Below are 22,223 nucleotides of genomic sequence, written 5' to 3' on the forward strand. Positions count from 1 at the left end.
ACTGGTCTGCGGCTCGTTCCCGACGGGGACCCGGACGCTCTGGCCGCCAAGGAAACACCGGCAGCCCCGCCTTCCGAAATGGACCAGGCTCTCGCAGAACCGCAGGAAGATGTCGTCCCTGCCCGTCCGTCCAGCCCTCACCAATCCAGACGGCGGCGGGCACGGCGGCGCGGGCTGTCCTTCAACCGGCTGGTGCCCAATATCCTGACCATGCTCGGTCTCTGTGCCGGGTTGAGCGCCATGCGCTTCGCGCTGCTGGGTCAGTTCGGCATGGCAGCAGGCGCGCTCCTCTTCGCTGCCTGCATGGACGGCTTGGACGGACGTATCGCCCGCCTGCTCCGCGGCACGTCGCGTTTCGGCGCCGAATTCGACAGTCTTTCCGACTTCGTCTGTTTCGGCGTCGTCCCGCCCTTCATGCTCATGATGTGGTCGCTCCCGCCCCGCTCCCGCTTCGGCTTCATTCCCTGCCTGATGTTCACGGTGTGCATGGCGTTGCGCCTGGCGCGCTTCAATGCGACGCTTGATGATGACAGCAAGCCGGAATACGCTGCCAGCTTTTTCAGTGGCGTGCCGGCCCCTGCGGGCGCAGGCCTGGCGCTTTTTCCGGTTTTTGTCGGGTTGGAAGCGCAACGCAACGATCTGCCGGGGCTGGAAGTATTCGCTCATTCCCCATGGCTCTCGGCAGCCTGCCTGATCGTGACAGCCTTTCTGCTGGTCTCGACCCTGCCGGTCTGGTCCTTCAAGAATTTCAAGGTTCCTTCGCAGCTGATCGTTCCCCTGCTGCTGGGAACCGGTCTCTATGCGGCTTTTCTGGTTACAGAACCCTGGGGGGCACTGGCCTCGGCTGGCCTGCTCTACCTGATCATGCTGCCCTTCTCGCGACGCTCCTACTGGCACCTTCGCCACGAAGCCGAGGAAGACCGTAGGCTCGGGGGTCAGACAGTGACGGCGCCCAGATCCTCTCCTCCGTCCGCCGGTTGAGCGGAGATCCCATCACCCTTCAAGCTAACGTCTGGCCTGAGCTTTCGCGGCACGCTCTCCTTCCCGCGCAAAGGCGCACAGGGCCTGCAGGATTTCTTCAGGTGCCGGCGGGCAGCCGGGGACAGTCCGCCAGCTCCGTGCCAGGCTGCTCACCCCTCCAAGAACCGCATAATCATTCGGGAAAACACCCCCGTTAAGGGCACATGCCCCTAAGGCGATCATGCATCGTCCTGGCGGCATACGGCTCCAGACCTCTGCCAGCCGCCCGGCACTTGCACGGGTTACCGGTCCGCTCAGAAGCAGCCAGTCCGCCAGGGCGGGATCATCCACCAGCTGAAAGCCGCTTCCCTCCAGCGCCGTGACAGAAGGCAGCATCTGCACTTCCATGGCACAGCCATCACAACCGCCTGTCGCCACCGGATAAAGCCGGATCAACTGGCGCAGACGTCCGTGCCGGGCACGCGGGCGCCAACGCTGCGCATCCAGAAACGCCATGAGGAGCGTCACCGGCACTGAAGCGCTCTGCATCTGGCGCGCGGCCGCAGGACTTTCCTTGGCTTTCAGCGGTGCAGACATAATGGGATCAGCTGCAGGCTGATAATCCTTCCCGCCCGACTGTCCTTCAATCTGTTCATCCATGATCACATCCGCTCAGTTTTCCCGCAATCGCTCTACTGGCAGGCAATGCCTGAAATTCTCTGATTCCATTAAAATTCTATAAAGCCGCCCCTGCCGGGGACAGCCCCAACGAGCTCAATACCAGCGGAACCCGTGCTGCCGGCACAGAAGCCAGCAGGGGTGTCAGCGCCCCCAGAAGGGCAACTGCCGGGTCGCGCACCTGCACATCTGCCAGGTTTCCGTTTTCATCAAGCCGTACCCAGTACCACACATCACCACGGGCCCCTTCCGCAACGCCCAGCCCCTCACCGGTCGGCGGCAGGGGAGACACATCGTCACTCTGGCCGATTGACGCAATCAGTCGGCGGAGCAGAGCCAGAGAATCCCGCATTTCTCCCAACCGTACCCTGTTGCGGGCCAAGGCGTCTCCCTCGTGACCTACAGGGGCACGCAGACAGTCCACCCGCATTCCCGCTTCACTGCGCCGCAGGTCGACAAAACGCCCACTGCCCCGCCCGACTGCACCACCAAGCGCATATTGCCAGGCCATTTCCGGCGACAGCACGCCCACCCCGGCAAAACGTGATGCATAGATTCTGTTCAACTTGGTCAGGCGTGGCAGATAAGGGGCAAGGCTGTCCACAACGGCCTGAGCCAGAAGCACCGGTTCCGCAACAGCACTTTCCAGCGGCAGAACACCGATCGTATCGGTCAGGCGGCGGCTCGTGCCATGTTTCTGGCACAGCCGCGCCAACCGCTCGCGCAGCATCGCGCATTGCTCGCCCATCAGCCCGGCTCCTGCTTCGCGGGCTGTACGCGCCAGATCGTATAAATGGAGACTGAGGCGTTCCACCTCCAGCAGAAGCAGACGTATGTCACGCTCACGCGGCGTGGGCAGAAGACCGCAGGCCTGCTCCACCGCACGGGCAAAAGCGAGAGGATGGGCCACAAAACCGCTCGCGCTCACACGCCCCACCAGCCCCAGCGCCTGAGTTGGGCTCAAGCCGCGCAGGCGCGCCTGAATTCCCCTGTGCGCTTCAAACAGCCCGCATTCCACGCTGCCATCTTCAACGCGTGTCAGGTTCAGAACACCTGCCACCCCGGAGCGGTCAGGGGGCACCAGCTCCGCCCAGGCCGGATCAGGTCTGCCGCTGGCAGGGACTGGATCAGGGGCCAGGGGCCAGGTGACGGTCCAGCAGCCACTGTCGAGAAGAGGCGTATCAGAGCGCGCAAACTGCGCTTCCACGCCCCAGAGATCGCGACTCATCCGCTCCCCCATCACTGCGGCAGCGTACCGCCGGGAAGCGCCGAGGTAACGCCGTTGCAGCACGGGCGTGCTGACAAGGACAGGGCTTTCACCTTCCAGCAGCAGAAGCGTGGCTTCCGTGGCATCCGCCCAGCTCGCCAGCAGAGGCAGAGAATGCCCTGGAGCGCTCAGCATCTTCTCCCACTGCTCTGGCGTCAGCCGGTAGCGCAGCAGCCCGACCTGCTCTCCCTGGCGCAGCAAGGCGTTCATCGTGCTGCCCGGCAGACCGCCCTCCTCCAGAGGTTTCGCCGCCTGGGCAGAAGGGGTCACAACCGTTCCGGCCTCAAGCGAAGGGAAAGAATCTGGATCAGGCGCTCCCCTCACGCTTCACGCTCCCCCAATACTGCCGGTGACCTCAGTGATTCAGGCAGAGGGGAAAGGATCAGTCTGCCTGACACGTCGGGGTCTTCCTCTTCTCCGGGGATTTCAGAACTTCCCGGCACGAAAGCCGCTGTCAGAGCCAGGGCCAGCAAACCAACGCCCAGCCCTAGGGCCAGACGGCGATCCGGAGCGGCCATGCGCGCCCCGAGCCACGATAGTGAGAGGCCCTGCAAGGTGAGGGTGCGCAGATCCCAGGCAAGGGCGCCGACTGCCAGAACCGTCATGACCCAGGACAGAACCTGCGCCAGCATGATGAGAATGACCACCAGCAAAGGCAAGGCACACCATTCCACCAACTGCGTTCCTCCCACTTTTGCATTCCCGGTTTCAATGGAGAGCGGGGCCAGCAGGCGCTGCAGGGCGCAGCACAGCAGCGCAGCACAGAACAGAATCAGCAGGGCGTTCTCCTGCCCGCTCCCTGCCGCGACCGCGCCCAGCCCCACCAGCAGGGAGAGCAGAGGCGCGGAACGACGGCCACTGCCCAGCACGGTCAGCCAGAGGCCAGCCAGACCGGCCAGCAGAATCAGTTCACGCGTCAGGGGAGAAACAGCCAGTTGCAGCAACAGAAACAGCGCGCCGAATCTGAGCCCTGTCTCCAGCAGGGCAAAGGCCGGGACAAGAATGTTGGTCTCTCCCAGCCCTGCCATCATTCCGAGACCGACCACCAGCATGATGGCACCCAGCGTCGCACCGTCCTGGCTGTCAGGCGTCAGGGGCAGGGCCTGAAGCAAAGCCGCCCCCAGAGCACTCAGACACACCCCGCAGAGACGCAGGCGCACCATATCCCACGCACTGCGCGCGCGCCTGGGACCCCGTCCATCCCACCAGGCCAGAACCACTGCGCCGGCGCCCAGGCAGATGACGACTGCCAGAACAGACTGCACGCACAAAGCCATCAGCCCGCAACCCGTCACCAGAAAAGGCAGCCGTTCCGCAAGGGCGGCTTCCGCACGCGTCAGCTCAACCTGCCCTCCAGACGGGGCGTTCACTAACGGGGCGCTTACAAAAAGCAGCAGGGGCGTGCAGGATTCAAGCCCGATCGCCACCGTTTGAACAATGGGCAGATTGTTCGGAAAGAACACCAGCGCAAACAGGCTCATGGCTGCCCCGGCCAGCGCCAGACCCCGCCCCTGCCCGATCCGCCCGGACGCCCAGAGCAGGACGGCTACCAGAAAAGGCCAGCACAGGACCGCAAACAGCCCGGGAGGCGGCAACAGACCGACTGGAAGAAGGGAAGCAGTTTCCATCCGTTGTTCTTATCCCAAAACTTTTCCGGTCCCCAGCGCTTCAGCCCCAGGCTTCAGCGTGCGTCTGCGCGCCATCTCAGTAGGCCTCTGAACGACGCCAGACCAGCCGGGGCAGCAGAAGGCGACCGAGCAGGGCCAGCACTGCCCAGAGCGCCACCGCCGTCAGACACAACCCCCAGGAGGACAGAACGCAGCCCAGCACCATCAACCCGTCAGCTGCCATCAGCAGCCCGCAGAACTGGGTCAGCGGTGTCCCGGTTCCGACCAGGCAGAGCGCGCCAACAACCAGCGCCACGGCCAACAGAGCGGCCAGACCGACGGAAGCGCCGGCCAGAGCCAGCACCAGCTCAAGCAGAAGCGTCAGCACGATGGGCAGAAGACCGCGCAGCTGCCCCTGCAGAGGGCCAGGCGGTTCCCCATAGCTCCGCAACGCCAGCCAGGCCCCGAAATTGAACACGATCAGCACGCCGACCGAAAAGGCTGCCAGAAAGCCGTTCTGAACCAGCCCGCACGCCACGGCACAGGCAATCCCGTACAAAGGCAACCAGCGCGCATCCTGCCCGAAGGTCAGAAGAATCATCACCAGGGCGAAAGCGAAAGCCGTGATCATGCGGCGAACCTCCCTGAAAGGGCGAGGAGAAAAGCAAGGCCAGCCATCAGGGCGGCAAGACGTGCATTCCGTTCCGTGCGCGTGGCTTCCAGCACGAGCAACAGACCCAGCGCACCCCCCAGCCGACCCAGGAATGCCAGAAGCGCCATGCCCGGCGTCTCCCCTGACAGACCAGGCAGCAGCAGATCCCCCAGATAAAGCAGCCATCCTATCTGCAGAAAAGAAAGCAGACTGGCCCTTTCATCAAAAATCTGCCGGATAATGCCCAACTCCTCTTCACCGCTGCCCTCGTCGCCTTTGTGGAAAGCATTCAGGCGCGGAAAAGCACCGGTAAAGGCTAGGGCCAGGCCACAACAGGCACTTGTACCGCTCAAGCCGGGATTGGCGCCTTCATGAAGCAGATATCGCACACCATCCAGCCCCGTCACACCTGGTGCAGCCAGGACAAACAGGCTTTCCGTCACGCACAATACCAGTACCGCCCCTCCGAGGCTGGCGCGCTGACGCGCAGCAGTCGACCGGCCGGTTCCCAGGAAAGCCGTAGCTGCCAGCAGGAGAAGCCCCAGAAACAGAGGATCGCTCAACCAGACCGACGGCACCCAGCCTTGCGCCAGAACCGAGGTGAGCGCAGCCATGTCGCCAGACAGTCTGGCCCAGACCCCAGCCGGCATTGGCCCGCCTTGTATTCCCGCTCCGCCTGAAACGCAGGGAGCCAGACCGGGCAGGGCCAGAGCGACCAGAGCTCCCATGGCCATTGCAACCCCCCAGGATGCTGAGAGCCCTTGCCTCAAGGCCAGTAGAGAAAAGCCCCATATACGCCGGAATGCCAGAGAAAACGGGCGCACGCTGCGTCCTGCCAGAAAATCTCCGCCTTCTTCCACCCACCAACTGAAAAAGGGCGCGAGCAGCGCCAGAAAGCCCAGCTGCAGCAAAGAAAAACCGACGGAAACGACAAGGCTCAGAATATCCGGCTTCATACGCCCCACTCCACCAGAGCAAGCATAAAGCCGAGGAAAGCCATCCAGAAGCCTACACTGATCGAAGGCCAGCGCCACTCAGAGAGGGCATATTGCAGCTGCAGAAGACCCAGAAATTTTTTCAGACGCAAGGCCAGCCGGAAGGCGCGACGGGCCAGACGTTTCTGCATCAGACGCAGACGGACCAGATCCCCTGCCTCGCCATCCGACAGCACAGTTCCAGAAGAAAAAAGATCCGGCCAGCGCAGCCCGAGAGCCGCACCATGATGACGCCAGGGCCTTACAAAAAAACACCAGAAGGCCAGCAGCATGCCCCAGCCCAGAGGCCAGGCCAGAAGCGCGCCGTCTCCACCGCGGATCTGCCAGAAGGCCTGCTGCCATCCTGCAGACCCGGTTTCTGCAGAAGTGATAAGAACATGCCCGGCCGGGACTGACAGGAGCACAAGTCCCAGCGGCACCAGAAACGCCCCGATCAGAAAAGCCAGAGTGATGGGGCGTCCCCCCAGCCAGGACAGCACGGCCAGTCCTTCAGCCAGGGAGAGCCCCCCCAGCAGACAGGCCAGAAACAGGCCTCCCGGGGTCCAGTCAGGTGTGCCTGTCGCCAGGCCGAGCGCTGCATGCAGTCCCAGCCACAGCACCAGAAAACCCGGCAGGGGCGGAACGGGAAGCAGCAGCCCCTCCCATCCTGGACGCAGCACACCAAGCGCCTGCAAGGCCAGGTCCAGCATAAGGGCAGCCAGCGCTGCCTGCGCGCTCGCCTCCAGCCCGGCGCTGGTGGCAGCCTGCATCAGGCCGAGCAGAATCATGGGACGCATGGGCAGAAAGGCCGCTACCGCCCGCGGCGTGGGGTGAACTGCCAGGGCCGCCAGCCCCAGTGCCCCCATGATCACGACACTGCCACAGAGCCAGAGGGCCGGCATGGTAGGGTGAACATGTGCGGCCAGGCCGACTGCCAGAAAACTGCCTGCAACCTGCCCGCAGGCGCGGTGTCCGCCAGGCCAGAACAGAACAGGCAACAGCGCCAACACGCCCCAGATACCGGGATAGAGGGCATAGACAAGCAGCAGAGGAATAGCGATGGCAGGCCGGCAGAAGGCTTCACCTGGGGCATGCAGCAGCAGAATGGCCGCACCGATGAACAGCACTGTGCCGGCTGGAATCCCGCACAGCAGCGCTGCGGCCACACAGAGAAGGCCCAGTCGGTCCAGGGTCAGCCGCGCCTGCAGCCTGGCCCCCAGATCTTCACGCCAGCGCGCCGCTTCCGCCAGTGTGTGCTGCAGCACCGCCCCCAGCGCCTGGGGCTGGAGCAGATATTTATGGATGAGACCCGCTCTCAGCCTGCTGGCCCGCAGACTGCCCAGCGTCAGGCCAGCCCCCCGCACTGACGCCAGATCCGGCAATGGCCGACCGACCAGCAGGGCTGCAGCCACCAGCAGGACTGCCAGAAAATAAGTCGGAAAATCCGTATGCACCACGCTTGTCGTCTGCTCTTTCTCGCTGGGGACGCCCTCGGTTCAACTCCGCTGGTGCCCGCTTCGCTGCTGGGAGGCTAGGGCCATCACCCGGCCTGGCACCAACCGGTTTCTTCCTGCTTCCAATAGGCCAGTTCGTGACCCGCTCCCTTAGCCGCCCGCCAGCGCTCCCGCGCACGGGTCACTGACTGCGGATCAGCCCCGTCAAACAGGTCGAAAACCCGCTTGAAGCCCGTCAGATCCTCGCCCCCCGCCCCGTCCACGCGAAACAGAAAGCGCGCCCCGTTCGGCACAGCATCATCGCAGGCCAGCCAGATGGGTTGAAAGGCTTCATCGCCGTCATATACATGCCCGTGCGGCAGCCAGAGACACACAGAACTGCTCCACATGGCCTTGTCCAGCCCAGCCAGGGTGGTGGCATCAGGGCAGCGCACGACTGAACGCTCCCCGGTTTTCAGGCTACGCTCCAGCAATCTGGGCAGCGCCTCAGCCAGGGGCGTGCGGGTCAGGTGGTAGAAGCCGACCTGGCTCCCCTCCTTCCCGCTGGTCGGCGTATCCGTGTCGGCACCGTTCATGAAAGGCTGATCATTTCTTCCGTGCGTTGTTATTACGATCGGATTTCCCACCCTCAGCCTGACCTTCATGGGTGCGGACAAAGGTATCGAGCAACTGTACTCCGAAACCGCTGGCGCCTTTGGGCTTGGTTGGCAGCCCCTTGGCCAGCCAGGCGGTCCCGGCAATGTCGAGATGCGCCCAGGGGGTATCGCCTGTGAAACGCTTGAGGAACTCGGCTGCCTGGATGGAACCGCCTGCCCGCGTGCCGATATTCTTGACATCCGCAACGTCTGAATCGAGCAGCTTGTTGTAAGCCGGGCCCATCGGCATCCGCCAGAGTTTCTCATCTTTTTCCAGCCCTGCAGCTTCCAGCTGGCGGGCCAGCACGTCATCACTGCTGAAGAGGCCGGCATATTCAGAGCCCAGAGAAACGACGATCGCACCGGTCAGCGTGGCCAGATCAATCATCAGCGAAGGCGCGTATTCCCGGTTCACGTAAGTCAGCAGATCCGCGAGCACCAGACGCCCTTCCGCATCGGTATTGAGAATTTCGATGGTCTGGCCGCTCAGGCTGGTCACGATGTCACCCGGACGCTGCGCGTCACCGGAGGGCATGTTCTCCACCAGCCCCACGATTCCGACGGCATTGACGGGCGCCTTGCGCAGAGCCAGGGCCTGCATCAGCCCCACGACGGTTGCCGCACCGCCCATATCCGTTTTCATTTCCTCCATACCGGCGGAGGGCTTGATGGAAATTCCGCCTGTATCGAAGGTCACGCCTTTGCCGACAAATGCGAGCGGCGCTTCATCGCCACCGCCTCGGTGGCGCATGATGACTGTATAAGGCCGGTGCGCACTGCCCTGCGCCACCCCCAGAAGAGCGCCGAAACCGAGTTCGCGCATCCGCTTCTCGTCCAGCACTTCCACTTCCAGGCCCTGCTGGCGCAGAGCTTCGATACGGTCACGAAAATTTTCAGGCGTCAGCACATTGGCCGGCTCACTCACCAGATCGCGGGTCAGGAACACCCCCTGGCTCACCGCATCAAGCTCCGGCCAGCGCTGACGCGCCGCAGCCACATCCTGCTCATCGGCAAGCGCGACCGTCAGACGAGTGAGCGGCGTTTCCTTGGAGGGCTGGGTCCGGTAACGGTCGAAGCGGTAGGCAGCCAACCGCGCACCCAGAGCTGCTTCAGGCGCGAAAACCGCCAGGCTCTGGGGCACTACCAGAAGGGCCGAACCGTCGCCGAGCTTGCTGCCGGTCAACGCGCCGACCGCCCGTCCGGCAGCCTGCTCCACGGCCAGGCCTTCCGGCACAGACGCAGGGTTGCCCTCGCCCTCAGCCGCACAGCCAACCAGCTGGATCTGAGCGATCCCCTGCGCCGGGGTCGCCAGACCCACCACCTGTCCTGCAGTGCCTTCAAACCCGCGCAGCGCTGCCAGGCGCGTCAGCGCCCCCCCTGCCAGCGTGTCGAGCTGCTTGAAAACCGGCGTATCAGCGTAATTTTTCCCATCACACAACAGGGCGATCGAAAGCGGCGCAGCGTCCGAGCCCGTCAGCGAGGAGGGAAGAGTATCGAATGAAACCTGAAGCATGACGGATCACCTCAATTGCAGTCGGTAGGGAAAGGGTAGAAAAATGAATTGGCAGGAAAAAGACGCAGGAAAAGACAAAGACATAAAAGCTGTCTGCGCCAGATCCGGCAGTTTTGCCGGCGGGTAAGGGCAAGCAGGAATTTTGGGACAAATTAGCGTGTCTGCCCCAAGACATAAAGTAACCTGCTCCAAAGCGCCTGCTGTTCCTCTGCAACGGCACCCGCCCCCTTCCGGGCCACGCAAACGACACATGGAACCTCCCGAGAAATGTCAAGTGACGGGTTCCTGCGAATCGGATAGCCTGACTGGCAGGGCCAGTTCTCTGTGCCAGGCCCTTTCGCTTGCGGCTCTTTCAAAGCCGGAGGCCTGATGATGGAGACAACGGAGATGCAGCCCCCTTCTCCCTGCCCTGATGACCGCACTCTTCTCGCACTGGCGGAAGATATCGTGGCCAAAGCAGCCGACATCGTTCTGGAGATCCGCAAGCGTGGCTTCCGCACCGAGGTCAAGGCTGATTCGTCGCTCGTCACTGAGGCCGATAAGGCTTCGGAAGCCTATATTCTGGCCCGCCTGCGTGAAGCCTGCCCCGATATCGCGGCCATCGGGGAGGAGGAAACAGCGGCCGGTCACCAGGTTGAACCGGGCGAAACCTACTGGCTGGTGGATCCCCTTGACGGAACAAGAGGCTTTGCGGCCGGGCGGGATGAATTTGCGATCAATATCGGCCTGGTCCGCAACGGGCGCGCCGTGCTGGGGGTGGTCGCCATTCCCGCCTATCACCAGATCTATGCCGGGGGTCCGGGCCTGGGCGTGCGGCGCATTGATACGCGGACCGGCACCGTCACGCCCATTCATGTCCGCCCCACCCCGCCTGAAGGGCTGAAAATCCTCTCCTCCTCCTATCTCGGCAGTGAACGCTGTCCGAGCAACTGGCTGGATGGGCAAAAGGTCGCTTCCGTCCACCCCATGGGATCAGCCATCAAGTTCGTCCGGATTGCCGAAGGCAATGGCGATTTCTATCCCCGCCTGGGGCCGACTATGGAGTGGGATACCGCAGCCCCCCAAGCCATTCTTGAAGAGGCGGGCGGCCAGCTCCTGACCGCAGAGGGCCAGCCGCTGCATTACGGCAAACCGGGGTGGAAAAATCCCCACTTCTACTGTACGGGAGCCGGCACTCCTTCCACCCCGAAACCTCAATAACAAAATAGGCCAGCGCCATGACGGGAACAGCTCCCTCCCGCCAGACAGAACGACTTCCAGCCAGTTATGACGGCATCCGGCGCGCAGCAGAACTGCTGCGCCATGGCGGTGTCGTGGCTTTCGGCACTGAAACGGTCTACGGCCTTGGCGCTCTTTCCACATCAGGGAAAGCGGTAGAACGGATCTATACCGTCAAGGGACGTCCTTCCTTCAATCCCCTCATCAGCCATGTTGCCACCGCCACGCAGGCTTTTGCCGAAGCAGCGCCCGATTTCCCCCTCCGCGCTCTGGCCCACCAGCTGGCAGATGCCTTCTGGCCTGGCCCACTTACCCTGGTAGTACCCCGCGCACCGACAAGCCGGATCAGTAAGGCGGTTTCAGCAGGACTGGGCTCCATTGCGCTTCGCGTTCCGCAGGGGCGGATCGTTCAGGAGCTACTGGCTCTGGTCGGCGCCCCGGTGGCCGCACCTTCCGCCAACCGTTCCGGTGCCGTCAGCCCTTCGACGGCCCGTCATGTCCTTGACGGGCTCGACGGCCGCATTGACGCCGTGCTCGACAGTGGGCCAAGCGGGATCGGCGTGGAAAGCACGATCGTCGATCTTTCAGGCGAGCGCCCACGCCTGCTGCGGCCCGGCGGCATCACGCGCGAGGCGCTGGAGGAAATCTGCGGGCCCTTGGAAAGTGCTGCCGCTCTTCCCTCTTCTGAAACTCCCTCGCCCAAAGCGCCTGGCCAGCTTTCCTCCCATTATGCGCCCAGCCTGCCGGTGACGTTGAACGTGACCGATCCTGCCACTGAGCAGGCCGTACTGGCCTTCGGAAAAACAGGAGAAGCTGGCCCCGCAAACAGTGCTGACAGGCTGATCTGGAATCTCAGTGAAAGCGGTGATCTGGCTGAGGCGGCGGCGCGGCTTTATGCCGGACTGCGTTTTCTTGACACGGAAGGCACCCGGCGCGGGCTCAAGGGCATTGCCGTTCAGCCTATCCCCGCTGAAGGACTGGGAGAAGCGCTGAACGACAGGCTGAAACGCGCAGCCGCGCCTCGCAAGGCAATCCCGGTCAGCTAGCTGATTGAAGCCTTTACCGTTCTGGGCCATTTTCGTTCTGTAGGGTCCGCTTACCCGGAGCCCTGCACAGCCTGTACAAAGCAAAATGTGCGAAATGCACTCCCGGAGCCTGCCATGGCCGCTGCGCCCACACCGCCCTTGCCGCTGCTTGACCACTATATCCTGCGGCAGCTGCTGGTGGCCCTTCTGGCGCTGACCGGCGGGGCGGTGGCGCTGATCTGGCTGACGCAATCGCTGCATTTTGTCACCCTCATCGTCCAGCACGGACTCTCCCTGCGCGCCTTTTTGCATCTGACCCTGCTGATGGCGCCAAGCTTTGCCGTCGTCATCCTGCCGGTCACGACGTTTCTGGTAATTCTGTTTCTGTACCAGAAGCTGGCCGGCGACCGGGAACTGACCGTCATGCATGCCGCGGGGCTGTCCACGCTCAGGCTGGCGCGACCCGGACTCCTCTGTGCGCTGGCCGCCACAGGTGCCAGTCTTGTGCTCTCCCTCTGGCTCGCTCCTGTTTCCTATCACGCCTTTCACGCCTATGAATTCCAGATCAGAAACCGCCTCGCTGCCTTCCTGCTGGAAGAAGGCGTTTTCACCCATGTTTCGGAAACGATGACGATCTACATCCACAAACGTGACGGCTCCAATGCATTTCAGGGAGTAATGATCCAGGATAACCGGGACCCGGCCAATCCCGTGACAGTTCTGGCTGAGCGCGGCGCCATGGTTCCCGATGCGCTGAGGCCGCGCCTCGTCCTCTACAATGGTTCCCGTCAGGTCCTTGATCGCCGGACCCGGCAGCTGGCTATGCTGAATTTCGACCACAACATGGTCGATCTCACCACCACCAGAGCCGGCGCCCATCAGAGCGAAGACGCTGCCGAACTGCCGCTGGGTCAGCTCCTGCACCCACCTGCCCAACTTTCACAACATGTGCGCAACAAATGGCGCGTGGAAGGGCTGCACAGGCTGACCGGGCCCTTAAGCGCTTTTTCCTACAGCGTTATCGCCCTCGTCTGCGTCCTGCGTGGGCGCTTCTCCAAACACGGCAATTTCTGGCGCCCCCTGCTCGCCATTTTCCTGGTCGTGGGCCTGCTGACCTTCTCGCTGATGCTCAAGAGCATGACGGCACGCACGCCTGCCCTGGCGCCCCTGATGGTCACCCTGGCGCTGCTGCCGGGCATGATCGGGCTCCTGTGTCTGTTCTTTGACGGACGCCGCACACGCCCGGCCCGGCCGGCCTGATGTGTAGCCCATGACTTCTTCTGGCACCCCTGCAGGCGGGGAGATGGCTGAAAATGCCCGTCTTCTGCGCGCACGCACCGCCCAGAATGACACGCAACGGGCAAGGCGCATGGGCAATGTGGAAGCAAGCCATGCGCATTTCTCCACGACCCTGGCGCGTTATTTCGGGCGACGCTTCCTTCTGGTCGCTCTGGCCGTCACCCTGGCTCTGACAGCGCTGATCACCCTGTTTGATTTCATCGACCTTCTGCGGCGTGCTTCAGCGCATCCTGCAGCCTCTTCGGCGCTTGTGCTGCAGATTGCCGCCCTGCACATGCCGTATTACCTGATCTTCGTGCTGCCTTTTGCGATGCTGCTGGGCGGAATGATCTGTTTTGCCCGCCTTGCACGCTCTTCGGAACTGATCGTGGCGCGGGCCAGCGGCCAGTCGGCCTGGCAGTTTCTCAGCGCCCCCGTGGGCTGCGCGGTCATGCTGGGCGTGCTGGCCACCGCTGCGCTGACCCCTCTTTCCTCGCGCATGTACAGCCATGCCGAAATGCTTGATGAAATCTGGCTCAGGGACGGCACGGGACCGATGCTGCTTTCTCACGGCACATTGTGGCTGCGCCAGGATATGGACGGTCCGTATTCTGCCGGCAGGCAGGCCATCATCCATGTGCGCGATATGCATCTCCAGCCGGACGGAAAGCTGCACGTTACCGGTGTCACGGTGCTGCAGCTCGATTCCCGCAACCAGCTTCTGGCCCGTCTCGAAGCCCCGAACGGTCAGCTGGACGGAAAAACGTGGATTTTCAACCACACTCTTTCATTTTCTGCGGCGCATCCGCCACATGAACTCGGAACAGTGACCCTCCCTTCCGCCTTTACTGTCGCACGGATCCGCAGCAGCGCTTCCCCGCCGGACACGCTTTCTGTCTGGGCCCTGCCGGGCTTCATCAGGCTTCTCGGCAGTTCCGGCTTTCCCACCCTGCCACACCGCCTGCGATTGCAGGCCCTGTTGGCGCTGCCCATTCTTGCTGGTACAATGACCTTGGTTTCTGCCGGATTCTCAATGCGCCCTGCCCGCAGGGGCGGGGTGATGCGCCTGCTGGGTGCGGGGGTCGCGGCAGGCTTTGCTTTGTTCACGGTCTCAAAAGTGGCTGAACAACTCGGGAAATCTGGAGCCCTGCCGCCTGTTCTGGCCGCATGGGCCCCGGCTGGAGCAGGGCTCTGTCTTGCAGCAGCCTTGCTACTGCATATGGAGGACGGCTGATGGCGGTGCCTGGAAAGCGCCCATCTCGCGCCCGCAAACGAATGAAACGTCTCAGCGCCGTCCTCAGTGGATCGGCGCTTGGCGTCATGGCTGGCACCTCCTGGCCGACCCTGCAGCAGGCCCAGGCAGGCACCCTGATTGTCGACCATCCCGGCACGCTGGTGAAGCGCGACCATGCTTCCACGGCCGAACCGCTTACCTATCTGACCGACCATGAAAGCATCGACAAGACCGGGCTGGTAGTCTGGGAAGGCAATGTCCGCGTCTGGCAGGGACGCCAGGCGTTGCGGGCCGACAAGGTAACGCTCGACCGCCCCGCCGGCCTGATCCGCGCCACGGGGCACGTGGCTTTCGTGCAGGATGATGGAAGCACGCTCTACGGCGATCACGTTGAATTCACGCACGGCCTGAAAGACGGAATCGGCACAGCCATCTACCTGCGGATGGAAAAGGATGCCCGCATGGCCAGTGCCGGCGTGCGGCGCACCAACGGGCTGATCAATGATTTCGCGCATGCCGTCTACACGGCCTGCCCGATCTGCCTGAAGCACCCTGACCAGGAACCTTTCTGGGAAATCAAGGCCGCCGAGGCCATTCAGGACAAGCCCAACCAGACGCTTGACTTCGACCATGCCTGGTTGCGCCTGCTCGGCCTGCCGATTTTCTATTTTCCCTATTTCTCCGTGACGGACCCGACCGTGAAACGTCACAGCGGCTTCATGACGTTCAACGTCAATCCGCATGACCGCTATCTCGGCACCTATTTCACGCTGCCTTATTTCTGGGCCATCGATAAATCCTCCGACCTCATGCTGACCCCCCTCATCTCATCGAAGACGGGGCCCGAGCTCACGGCGGAATACCGGAAGCGGTTCAATTTCGGCGCTCTCGACATCACCGGCGCACTGGCTGATGACACGATCAAGTCGAACAGGTACCGCAACATCTTCGGTCAGTACAGCAACCGTGAGAGTTCGGGGGCACAGGGATACATCTTCGCCAAGGGCAATTTCGACATCGACAAGCACTGGCAGGCAGGCTTCAACGCCAATCTCGCCACATCGTCGAACTACATGCGCAACTACCGCATTCCCGGCTACGGCAATGACGTGCTGTTCTCCAATGCCTTCATCCAGGGTTTCGGGGTCGGCTCCTTCCTGCGTTTTGACGGGCAGGCTTCACAGGGATTGAACAACGGGGTCATCCGCAATGCCGACCTGCCCTTTGCCCTGCCCCGCTTCACCTATGATTACATGGGCGAGCCCGATGCGTGGGGTGGCCGCTTCTCAGTGCACACGACCGACTTCGACGTTCTGCGCTCCCGCGGGGCCAGCGACCAACGCGGTGAACTGCGCATGCAATGGGACCGTCCCTTCCACAACAATCTCGGCCAGCAATGGCTGGTGACAGCCCGTCTGGATTCGATGGTCTATCACAGCACCCATCTCAACGAGCAGCCGCTTTACGAGGCCGGGGGCAAACACTCGCATGTTTCAGGCCAGGTCATGCCGACGGTGGCGGTAAAAATGAACTGGCCCTTCCTGCGCAGCTTTGCCAAGGGGCACGGCTCACAGGTCTTTGAGCCGATCGTGCAGTTCATCGCCGCCCCTGACAGCGGCTGGGGTGCACGGCGCAACATGCCCAATGAAGACAGCCTGTGGTACGAGTTCAGTGACACAACCATGTTCGCCCTCAACCGTTACCTGGGCACAGACCGGCTTGATGGCGGGGTGCGCGGCAATGTCGGCATTCACCAGAACTGGACCTGGAACGGTCGTTCGATCGACATGCTGATCGGTGAGAGCTTTCAGCAGCACATCACCCATTCCATGCCAGCTTATTCCGGGCTGGAGCATCACATTTCCGATCCGGTCGGGCGGATCCGCCTGTCGCCCTCACGGTATTTCGATGCCACCGTCCGTGGCCGTTTCAATCCCTGGCGCAAGAAATTCGATTACGGCGAAAGCCTGTTCAGCGTCGGCGATTCACATTTCCGCCTGCTGGGCGGCTACGTTTATGCGCCCATCACGCCCTATTACTATTACTACACCGACTTCAACACCCATGCTCCCAACCTGCCTTACCTGTCCCCCACCAACGAACTCACCGGTGGCTTCACAGCCAATTGGGGTCATTATCACCTGTCGGCCTATACGCGCCGTGCCATGTCGCGCAAACAGTTCGTGGCCAATGGCGGTGATGTCGGGTATTCAAATGACTGTTTCGGGCTGGATCTCATCTATATGCGCCAGTACACCTTCATCGGCGGACAGCGTCGGCACGATACCGTCCTGTTCAACTTCTTTTTCAAGACCATCGGCACAATCGGCATCAATGGCTGAGGAAGCACCGGTTGCAGATGTTTGAGGAGCGTTCAGGGAGTTCAGATGGGATCAATGATCGAGATCATGCTATGAGGGTCGACATGACGTACTCTTCCCGCGCCTCCCGGCGGCTCGGCCTGCGACAGGCACTGTGCCGCACCGCTTTCTCCCTGGCCGCCTGTGCCTCCTTCATGGCCGCCAGCACTGTGCAGGCCCGCCCCCACCACTACGCTCTGCAGCCGGTCAAGCCCGGGGGAAAGGCCGCAAACGCCCTGCCGGACAATGCCGTTACGGAAGATGAGATCATCGCTGTCGTCAACGGGCAGATCCTGACCGAGCGCGACGTGGACGACCGGGCGCGCCTCTTCGTCCAGTCCACCGGGCTGCCGATCAGCCCCGAGGTCATGAACCGCATGCGCGGCCAGATTCTGCACCAGCTCATTGATGAGCGGCTGAAGCTGCAGGAAATCCTCAGGCGCCATATCAACATTCCCCCTGAGCAGATCGCTGCCACGATCTCCACCATTGAGCAGCGCAACGGCATGCCGCCCAACACTCTGCGCAACCGCCTCAAGGCGGATGGAATCTCACTGACTACCCTGATCGACCAGATCCGCGTCCAGATCGGCTGGATGCAGGTGCTGCGCATGGAACTCGGGCCGCGCAACCGCGTGACAGCCCAGCAGATCGCCCAGCGTGAACAGGCCATTCAGTCTGAGACCGGGCGGCCCCAATATTTCATGAGCGAGATCTTCATCCCGGTCAAAAACCCGCTCCACGACCAGGTCGAGCTCGCCTTTACCCAGACCATCATCAACCAGCTCCGCAATGGAGCGCCCTTCCCGATCGTGGCTGCCCAGTTCTCCCAGGACCAGACTGCCCTTGAGGGCGGCTCGCTGGGCTGGACCCAGGAAGACCGCCTGGACCCGGCCGTGGTGGCGATCGTGCGGCAGATGCCCGATCGCGCCATCTCAAACCCCATCAAAGTGCCCGGCGGTTACGTGATTGCCACGGTTCACCAGCGGCGCACTGTGGGCAAACAGATGGGAACGCTGATGGAGATGCGGCAGGTTTTCTTCCCCTTCGCCACCCCTCTCAACCCGCAGAATCCGACAGAGCAGCAGCAGGTGACCCTGCAGAAAGCCCTGCATGCGGAACAGACCCTGCACAGCTGTGCGGAAATGGAAGCGCTCAACAAGTCCCTGGGAGAAGTCCACACCTCCAATCCCGGCACTCAGGTGCAGGAACGCCTTCCCCCGCAAATGGCCCCGCTGCTGACCAATCTGCCCATCAACAAGCCGACCAAACCCCTGGTTTCACCTGATGGCATCACGCTCCTCATGGTCTGTTCGCGCAGCCAGCGCAACCTGGCCCTGCAGACGCCAGGCCAGATCGCCGATCAGCTCATGAGTGAGCGGATCGAGCAGAATGCCCGCCAGCTGCAGCGCACCCTGGAGCGGCAATCGGTTATCCAGATCCGCCCGGCAGGCAAGAAGCTTCTCTCTCATGGCTGAAAGCGGCTCGGGGAGGGATGAAGAGCGGGGGGCTGAAACACAGCCAGGGGTCCTGCCTCCTCTCCCCACGCTGAAAGAAAGCATTCACAAGCACGGGCTGGATGCCAAAAAATCCCTGGGCCAGCATTTCCTGCTTGATCCTTCGGTCTGCGAGCGCATTGCGCGCCTCGGCGGTGACCTGCATGGTCGGCACGTCGTGGAAATCGGCCCGGGACCAGGCGGCCTGACCCGGGCGCTGCTGGCTAGTCCTGCCCTGGACGTGCATGCCGTCGAAATTGATTCGCGCGCCTGGCCCCTATTGGAAGAGCTTGCCTTACACGCCCCGGACCGGCTGAAAATCGTCCGGCAGGATGCGCTGGAGCTTGATGCGACCCAGCTCACGCCGGGGCCGCGCCAGATCATTGCCAACCTGCCCTATAATGTCGCCACGCCCCTGCTGATCAGCTGGCTGCGTCAGGGTGCCGACTGGGAACGGCTAGTCCTGATGTTTCAGAAGGAAGTGGCAGAGCGCGTCTGCGCCGCACCGGGAAGCAGTGCCTATGGTCGCCTGGCGGTTCTGGCGCAATGGTGCGCTGACTGTTCAATCGCCATGGTGCTGCCTCCAGGCGCTTTTTCCCCCCCACCCAAAGTGCATTCCGCTGTTGCCGTGCTGCGTCCGCACGCCCAGCAGCCTTCCCCGGCCCTCTTCAAGGCCATGGAACAGGTGACGGCCGCCGCTTTCGGACAGCGCCGGAAAATGCTGCGAGCTGCCATGAAACCCCTGGGCGGCGAAGATCTTCTGGGTGCGGCTGGCATTGAAGGGACGCGCCGTGCTGAAACACTCAGCATTGCGGAATTCGCCCGCCTGGCGGAATGCCATCTGGCCCGCAAACAGGCGGGGCAAAAATCCTCTTCTCCCCTGGAAAGGCAGGGACAGGGCCTCTGATCGCTCAGGCGGCCTGCAGAAGATAATCCCGCGTCAGCGGAACGGCCTCGATCGAGCGGGTGAGCTGCAGCTGAAAATTCATATGGCCCTGCAGGCGGAAGGCCAGCTCCGAACACAGAAGATAAAATTCGAACATGCGGACGAACCGTTCATCGTAAAGCTGCACGATTTCAGCGCGGTGTTCTTCAAAACGCTTCCGCCAGTGCGCCAGGGTCTTGGCGTAATGCAGGCGCAGCACCTCGCAATCCGCCACCCAGAGGCCTGACTGCTCCACTGCCGCCAGGGTTTCGCTCAGGGCGGGAGAATAGCCGCCCGGGAAAATGTATTTCGCAATCCAGGGATTGGTCGTGCCGGGACCATCCATCCGACCGATCGAGTGGATGAGCGCCACCCCATCATCGCGCAGCAGGTCATGGACGCGGCGGAAGAACGTTGCATAATCCCTCAGACCGACATGCTCGAACATGCCGACAGATACGATACGGTCGAACTTGCGGTGCAGCGTGCGGTAATCCAGAAGCTCGAAAGTGACCTGATCCTCCAGCCCCGCTTCACGTGCACGCTGGCGCGCCACTTCCAGCTGCTCGACCGACAGGGTGACGCCCAGCACCCGGGCACCGTAGTCCCGCGCCAGAGTCAGCGCCATTCCCCCCCAGCCACAGCCGATATCAAGCACCTCAAGGCCCGGCCGGTCCAGTTTAAGCTTCTGGGCGATATGATGCTTCTTGGCCAGCTGAGCCTCTTCAAGGGAAACATCGTCGCTTTCAAAATAACCACAGGAATACTGCATGTCCTCATCGAGAAAGAGACGGTACAGACGCTGGTCCAGATCATAATGATGCGCAACATTGGTGCGCGCACGCCCCAGGGAGTTGAGCGGGCGCAAAAGCCGCCCGGCATAGCGCAGACGGCGGCTGACTTCCTCACTGAAGAGGGAGTGCTCTTCAATGTTGGTCATAAGCACGCGCATGAGCTGCTCCAGGCTGCACCCCTCAGGGCCCAGCCCCTCGTCCATGTAAGCTTCGCCAAATCTCAGCCCGGGATTAAACAGCAGCGCCCGTTCAGCCTGGGGAGTGTAGAAACGCAAGCCCGCGCTCTCGCCCGGCTGCTTGCCACGATAGCTCCGCTGCGACCCATCGCTGTAAGTCACGTGCAGGTTCCCCTTCTGAATGAAGCCCCTGAACATGATATCGAGAAGTCTGTTCACTTCCGCTGCTCCCTTACCCCGACCGAGTTCTCAATCAATCACCATCCCCCATACAGGTTCGTGCAATTCAACCAGGTTACATGTCGGTTTCCGAAATATTTCCGTCAAGCCAGGAGGCGAAAAGAATCCACGCCCCCGAAAGAAGCGGAAAGAATCAAAAAGGCCCGATGGACAATCATCGGGCCTTTTCCGGCAGACGGCCTGAAAAATCTTCCGGACCAGCAGCACAGTTCCGGGAAGGGAAACATCTTTCCCGGAACTGGCAAACTTACTGGCTCAGCTGTTCTTCTTCACGTTCTGCGGTCACACCGGATTCGGCCCCGGCTTCTGCAGCTTCAGCCGCCGCCTCTTCAGCCGCCTGCTCGGCATGCAGTTCGCCGAGAATGTTTTCATCCTCTTCCTGCACGGTGGCAGCTTCACCACGCGCCTGGCGCTCGGCTTCCTCTTCGGAACGGGCCACATTGACAGTGACGGGGATGGACACTTCAGGATGCAGGATCACGCGTGCTTCCACGATCCCCAGCATCTTGATCGGTGCAGCCAGCTGGACCTGATTGCGGTCGACCTTAAGGCCGGCCTCGCTGGTCGCCTGCGCGATATCGCGCGGCGTGACGGAGCCGTAAAGGCTGCCGCTGTCACCAGCCTGGCGGATGATGACCACCGAGAGATCCTGCATGCGTTCGGCCAGACGCTCGGCTTCCTCGCGCTTGCGGAGGTTCTGGGCTTCGAGCTGTGCGCGTTCATTTTCGAAGCGGGCCCGATTGGTGGCATTGGCACGCAGAGCCTTGCCCTGAGGCAGGAGGAAGTTGCGGGCATAGCCGGGCTTGACGCGGACGAGATCGCCCATCTGGCCCAGGTTTTCCACGCGCTCCAGGAGAATGAGTTCAGTCAGTGACATGATGGCGTTCCTCAGCTCACGACATAGGGGAGCAGGGCGAGGATGCGGGCGCGCTTGATCGCCTGCGACAGTTCACGCTGCTTCTTGGCGGAAACGGCCGTGATGCGGCTCGGCACGATCTTGCCGCGTTCCGAAAGAAAACGGCTCAGCAGGCGCACGTCCTTGTAATCGATCTTCGGCGCGTTGGGCGCGGAGAACGGGCAGGACTTGCGACGGCGGTAGAACGGGCGACGCGCACCGACAGCCATGCGCCGGGCGGCAGGATTTACTTCTGGGGTGGGGGTGGTTGTCGTATCAGCCATTTCGCTCACTCCGCCGCAGGCGCTTCAGCACGCACTTCACTGGTTCGGGCTTCACTGGATTCAGGGGCACGGCGCCCACCGCTACGGCCGCTTTCAAAACGGCCGCCGGAACGACCGCCGCCGCCACGTGAAGGATTGCGCTCACCGCGTTCGTCCTTGCGGGACATCATGGGTGACGGCGCTTCGTCGATATCCTCGACGCGCAGGGTCATGACACGCAGGATGTCTTCATTGAGCCCCAGCTGACGCTCCATCTCACGCATCGCTGCAATCGGCGCTTCGATGCCGAGCAGGACATAATGGCCCTTGCGGTTTTTCTTGATCCGGTAGGCAAGTGTACGCAGGCCCCAGAATTCACGCTTCAGGACCTTGCCGCCGTATTCGCCGAGCAGATTGGCGATATTGTCGACGATCGCCTCGACCTGGGCCGGGGAAACGTCATTACGTGCGATCAGCACGGTTTCGTAAAGTGGCATCTAAGCTCCCTTCGGATATGGTCAACCCAGCCAGCCCATGCTGGTTTCAACGCCCCCGATCGGCCCGGGCGATCCTTCAGGG

Annotated in this window: 20 protein-coding genes; 8 read left to right on the top strand and 12 right to left on the bottom strand. The window is 62.3% G+C overall.

Annotated features, from left to right (window positions below; translation table 11 throughout):
* The first annotated feature begins 78 nt into the window (after positions 1-78).
* The gene (locus tag E3E11_RS01455) at positions 79-981 is read left to right on the top strand and encodes a CDP-alcohol phosphatidyltransferase family protein (RefSeq protein ID WP_141452038.1); all 903 of its coding nucleotides are present in this window, start codon (positions 79-81) and stop codon (positions 979-981) included.
* Positions 982-1,005: 24 nt separating this feature from the next.
* On the opposite strand, the gene E3E11_RS01460 is transcribed toward E3E11_RS01455, so the two are convergent.
* From E3E11_RS01460 to E3E11_RS01495, 8 genes are all read right to left on the bottom strand, one after another.
* Complete coding sequence (locus E3E11_RS01460) at positions 1,006-1,620, bottom strand: NADH-quinone oxidoreductase subunit B family protein (protein ID WP_231118946.1); 615 nt, start codon at positions 1,618-1,620, stop codon at positions 1,006-1,008.
* Positions 1,621-1,696: 76 nt separating this feature from the next.
* Positions 1,697-3,175 (bottom strand): NADH-quinone oxidoreductase subunit D-related protein, encoded by a 1,479-nt coding sequence (locus tag E3E11_RS01465; RefSeq protein WP_231118947.1) that lies wholly within the window; start codon positions 3,173-3,175, stop codon positions 1,697-1,699.
* A 50-nt stretch (positions 3,176-3,225) separates the two neighbouring features.
* Positions 3,226-4,533: a hypothetical protein gene (locus E3E11_RS01470; protein WP_141450846.1), complete on the bottom strand. Its 1,308-nt coding sequence runs from the start codon at positions 4,531-4,533 to the stop codon at positions 3,226-3,228.
* A 76-nt stretch (positions 4,534-4,609) separates the two neighbouring features.
* A complete protein-coding gene (locus E3E11_RS01475; RefSeq protein ID WP_141450847.1) occupies positions 4,610-5,143 on the bottom strand; it encodes a hypothetical protein in 534 nt (177 codons plus the stop codon).
* Positions 5,140-5,898, bottom strand: a complete 759-nt coding sequence (locus E3E11_RS01480) for a hypothetical protein (RefSeq protein WP_141450848.1) — start codon at positions 5,896-5,898, stop codon at positions 5,140-5,142. Before E3E11_RS01480 ends, E3E11_RS01475 begins: the two co-directional genes overlap by 4 nt.
* Before the next feature lie 218 nt (positions 5,899-6,116).
* Positions 6,117-7,595: a hypothetical protein gene (locus E3E11_RS01485; RefSeq protein ID WP_141450849.1), complete on the bottom strand. Its 1,479-nt coding sequence runs from the start codon at positions 7,593-7,595 to the stop codon at positions 6,117-6,119.
* 83 nt (positions 7,596-7,678) lie between these two features.
* Entirely contained in the window at positions 7,679-8,167 is a 489-nt protein-coding gene (locus E3E11_RS01490; protein WP_141450850.1) for a DNA polymerase III subunit chi, read from the bottom strand.
* 10 nt (positions 8,168-8,177) lie between these two features.
* Positions 8,178-9,740, bottom strand: coding sequence for a leucyl aminopeptidase (locus E3E11_RS01495; protein WP_141450851.1), 1,563 nt, complete (start codon positions 9,738-9,740; stop codon positions 8,178-8,180).
* A gap of 372 nt (positions 9,741-10,112) precedes the next feature.
* On the opposite strand from E3E11_RS01495, the gene E3E11_RS01500 reads away from it, so the two are divergent.
* The 7 genes from E3E11_RS01500 to rsmA all read left to right on the top strand — a co-directional run bounded on the left by E3E11_RS01500 (position 10,113) and on the right by rsmA (position 19,258).
* On the top strand, positions 10,113-10,940 hold the full coding sequence (locus tag E3E11_RS01500) for a 3'(2'),5'-bisphosphate nucleotidase CysQ family protein (protein ID WP_141452041.1): 828 nt from the start codon (positions 10,113-10,115) through the stop codon (positions 10,938-10,940).
* Between the two features lie 17 nt (positions 10,941-10,957).
* On the top strand, positions 10,958-12,004 hold the full coding sequence (locus E3E11_RS01505; protein WP_141450852.1) for an L-threonylcarbamoyladenylate synthase: 1,047 nt from the start codon (positions 10,958-10,960) through the stop codon (positions 12,002-12,004).
* A 114-nt stretch (positions 12,005-12,118) separates the two neighbouring features.
* A complete protein-coding gene (gene lptF, locus E3E11_RS01510) occupies positions 12,119-13,243 on the top strand; it encodes an LPS export ABC transporter permease LptF (protein WP_141450853.1) in 1,125 nt (374 codons plus the stop codon).
* 109 nt (positions 13,244-13,352) lie between these two features.
* The gene (gene lptG, locus E3E11_RS01515; RefSeq protein WP_141452042.1) at positions 13,353-14,495 is read left to right on the top strand and encodes an LPS export ABC transporter permease LptG; all 1,143 of its coding nucleotides are present in this window, start codon (positions 13,353-13,355) and stop codon (positions 14,493-14,495) included.
* Positions 14,496-14,536: 41 nt separating this feature from the next.
* Positions 14,537-16,837, top strand: a complete 2,301-nt coding sequence (locus E3E11_RS01520) for an LPS-assembly protein LptD (RefSeq protein ID WP_231118948.1) — start codon at positions 14,537-14,539, stop codon at positions 16,835-16,837.
* 173 nt (positions 16,838-17,010) lie between these two features.
* Positions 17,011-18,333 carry a peptidylprolyl isomerase gene (locus tag E3E11_RS01525; RefSeq protein WP_141452043.1) on the top strand — a complete coding sequence of 441 codons (1,323 nt, stop codon included), beginning with the start codon at positions 17,011-17,013 and terminating at the stop codon, positions 18,331-18,333.
* On the top strand, positions 18,326-19,258 hold the full coding sequence (gene rsmA, locus E3E11_RS01530; protein WP_141450855.1) for a 16S rRNA (adenine(1518)-N(6)/adenine(1519)-N(6))-dimethyltransferase RsmA: 933 nt from the start codon (positions 18,326-18,328) through the stop codon (positions 19,256-19,258). Before E3E11_RS01525 ends, rsmA begins: the two co-directional genes overlap by 8 nt.
* A 4-nt stretch (positions 19,259-19,262) precedes the next feature.
* Here the strand turns inward: rsmA and E3E11_RS01535 are convergent, their stop codons facing one another.
* From E3E11_RS01535 to rpsF, 4 genes are all read right to left on the bottom strand, one after another.
* Entirely contained in the window at positions 19,263-20,465 is a 1,203-nt protein-coding gene (locus tag E3E11_RS01535; RefSeq protein WP_141450856.1) for an SAM-dependent methyltransferase, read from the bottom strand.
* Between the two features lie 268 nt (positions 20,466-20,733).
* A complete protein-coding gene (rplI, locus tag E3E11_RS01540; protein ID WP_141450857.1) occupies positions 20,734-21,363 on the bottom strand; it encodes a 50S ribosomal protein L9 in 630 nt (209 codons plus the stop codon).
* Positions 21,364-21,374: 11 nt separating this feature from the next.
* Entirely contained in the window at positions 21,375-21,665 is a 291-nt protein-coding gene (gene rpsR / locus E3E11_RS01545) for a 30S ribosomal protein S18 (RefSeq protein ID WP_141450858.1), read from the bottom strand.
* 5 nt (positions 21,666-21,670) lie between these two features.
* The gene (gene rpsF, locus E3E11_RS01550; RefSeq protein WP_141450859.1) at positions 21,671-22,141 is read right to left on the bottom strand and encodes a 30S ribosomal protein S6; all 471 of its coding nucleotides are present in this window, start codon (positions 22,139-22,141) and stop codon (positions 21,671-21,673) included.
* Positions 22,142-22,223 lie beyond the last annotated feature (82 nt).

The sequence above is a fragment of the Oecophyllibacter saccharovorans genome (assembly GCF_006542375.1).
Classification (GTDB): Bacteria; Pseudomonadota; Alphaproteobacteria; order Acetobacterales; family Acetobacteraceae; genus Oecophyllibacter; species Oecophyllibacter saccharovorans.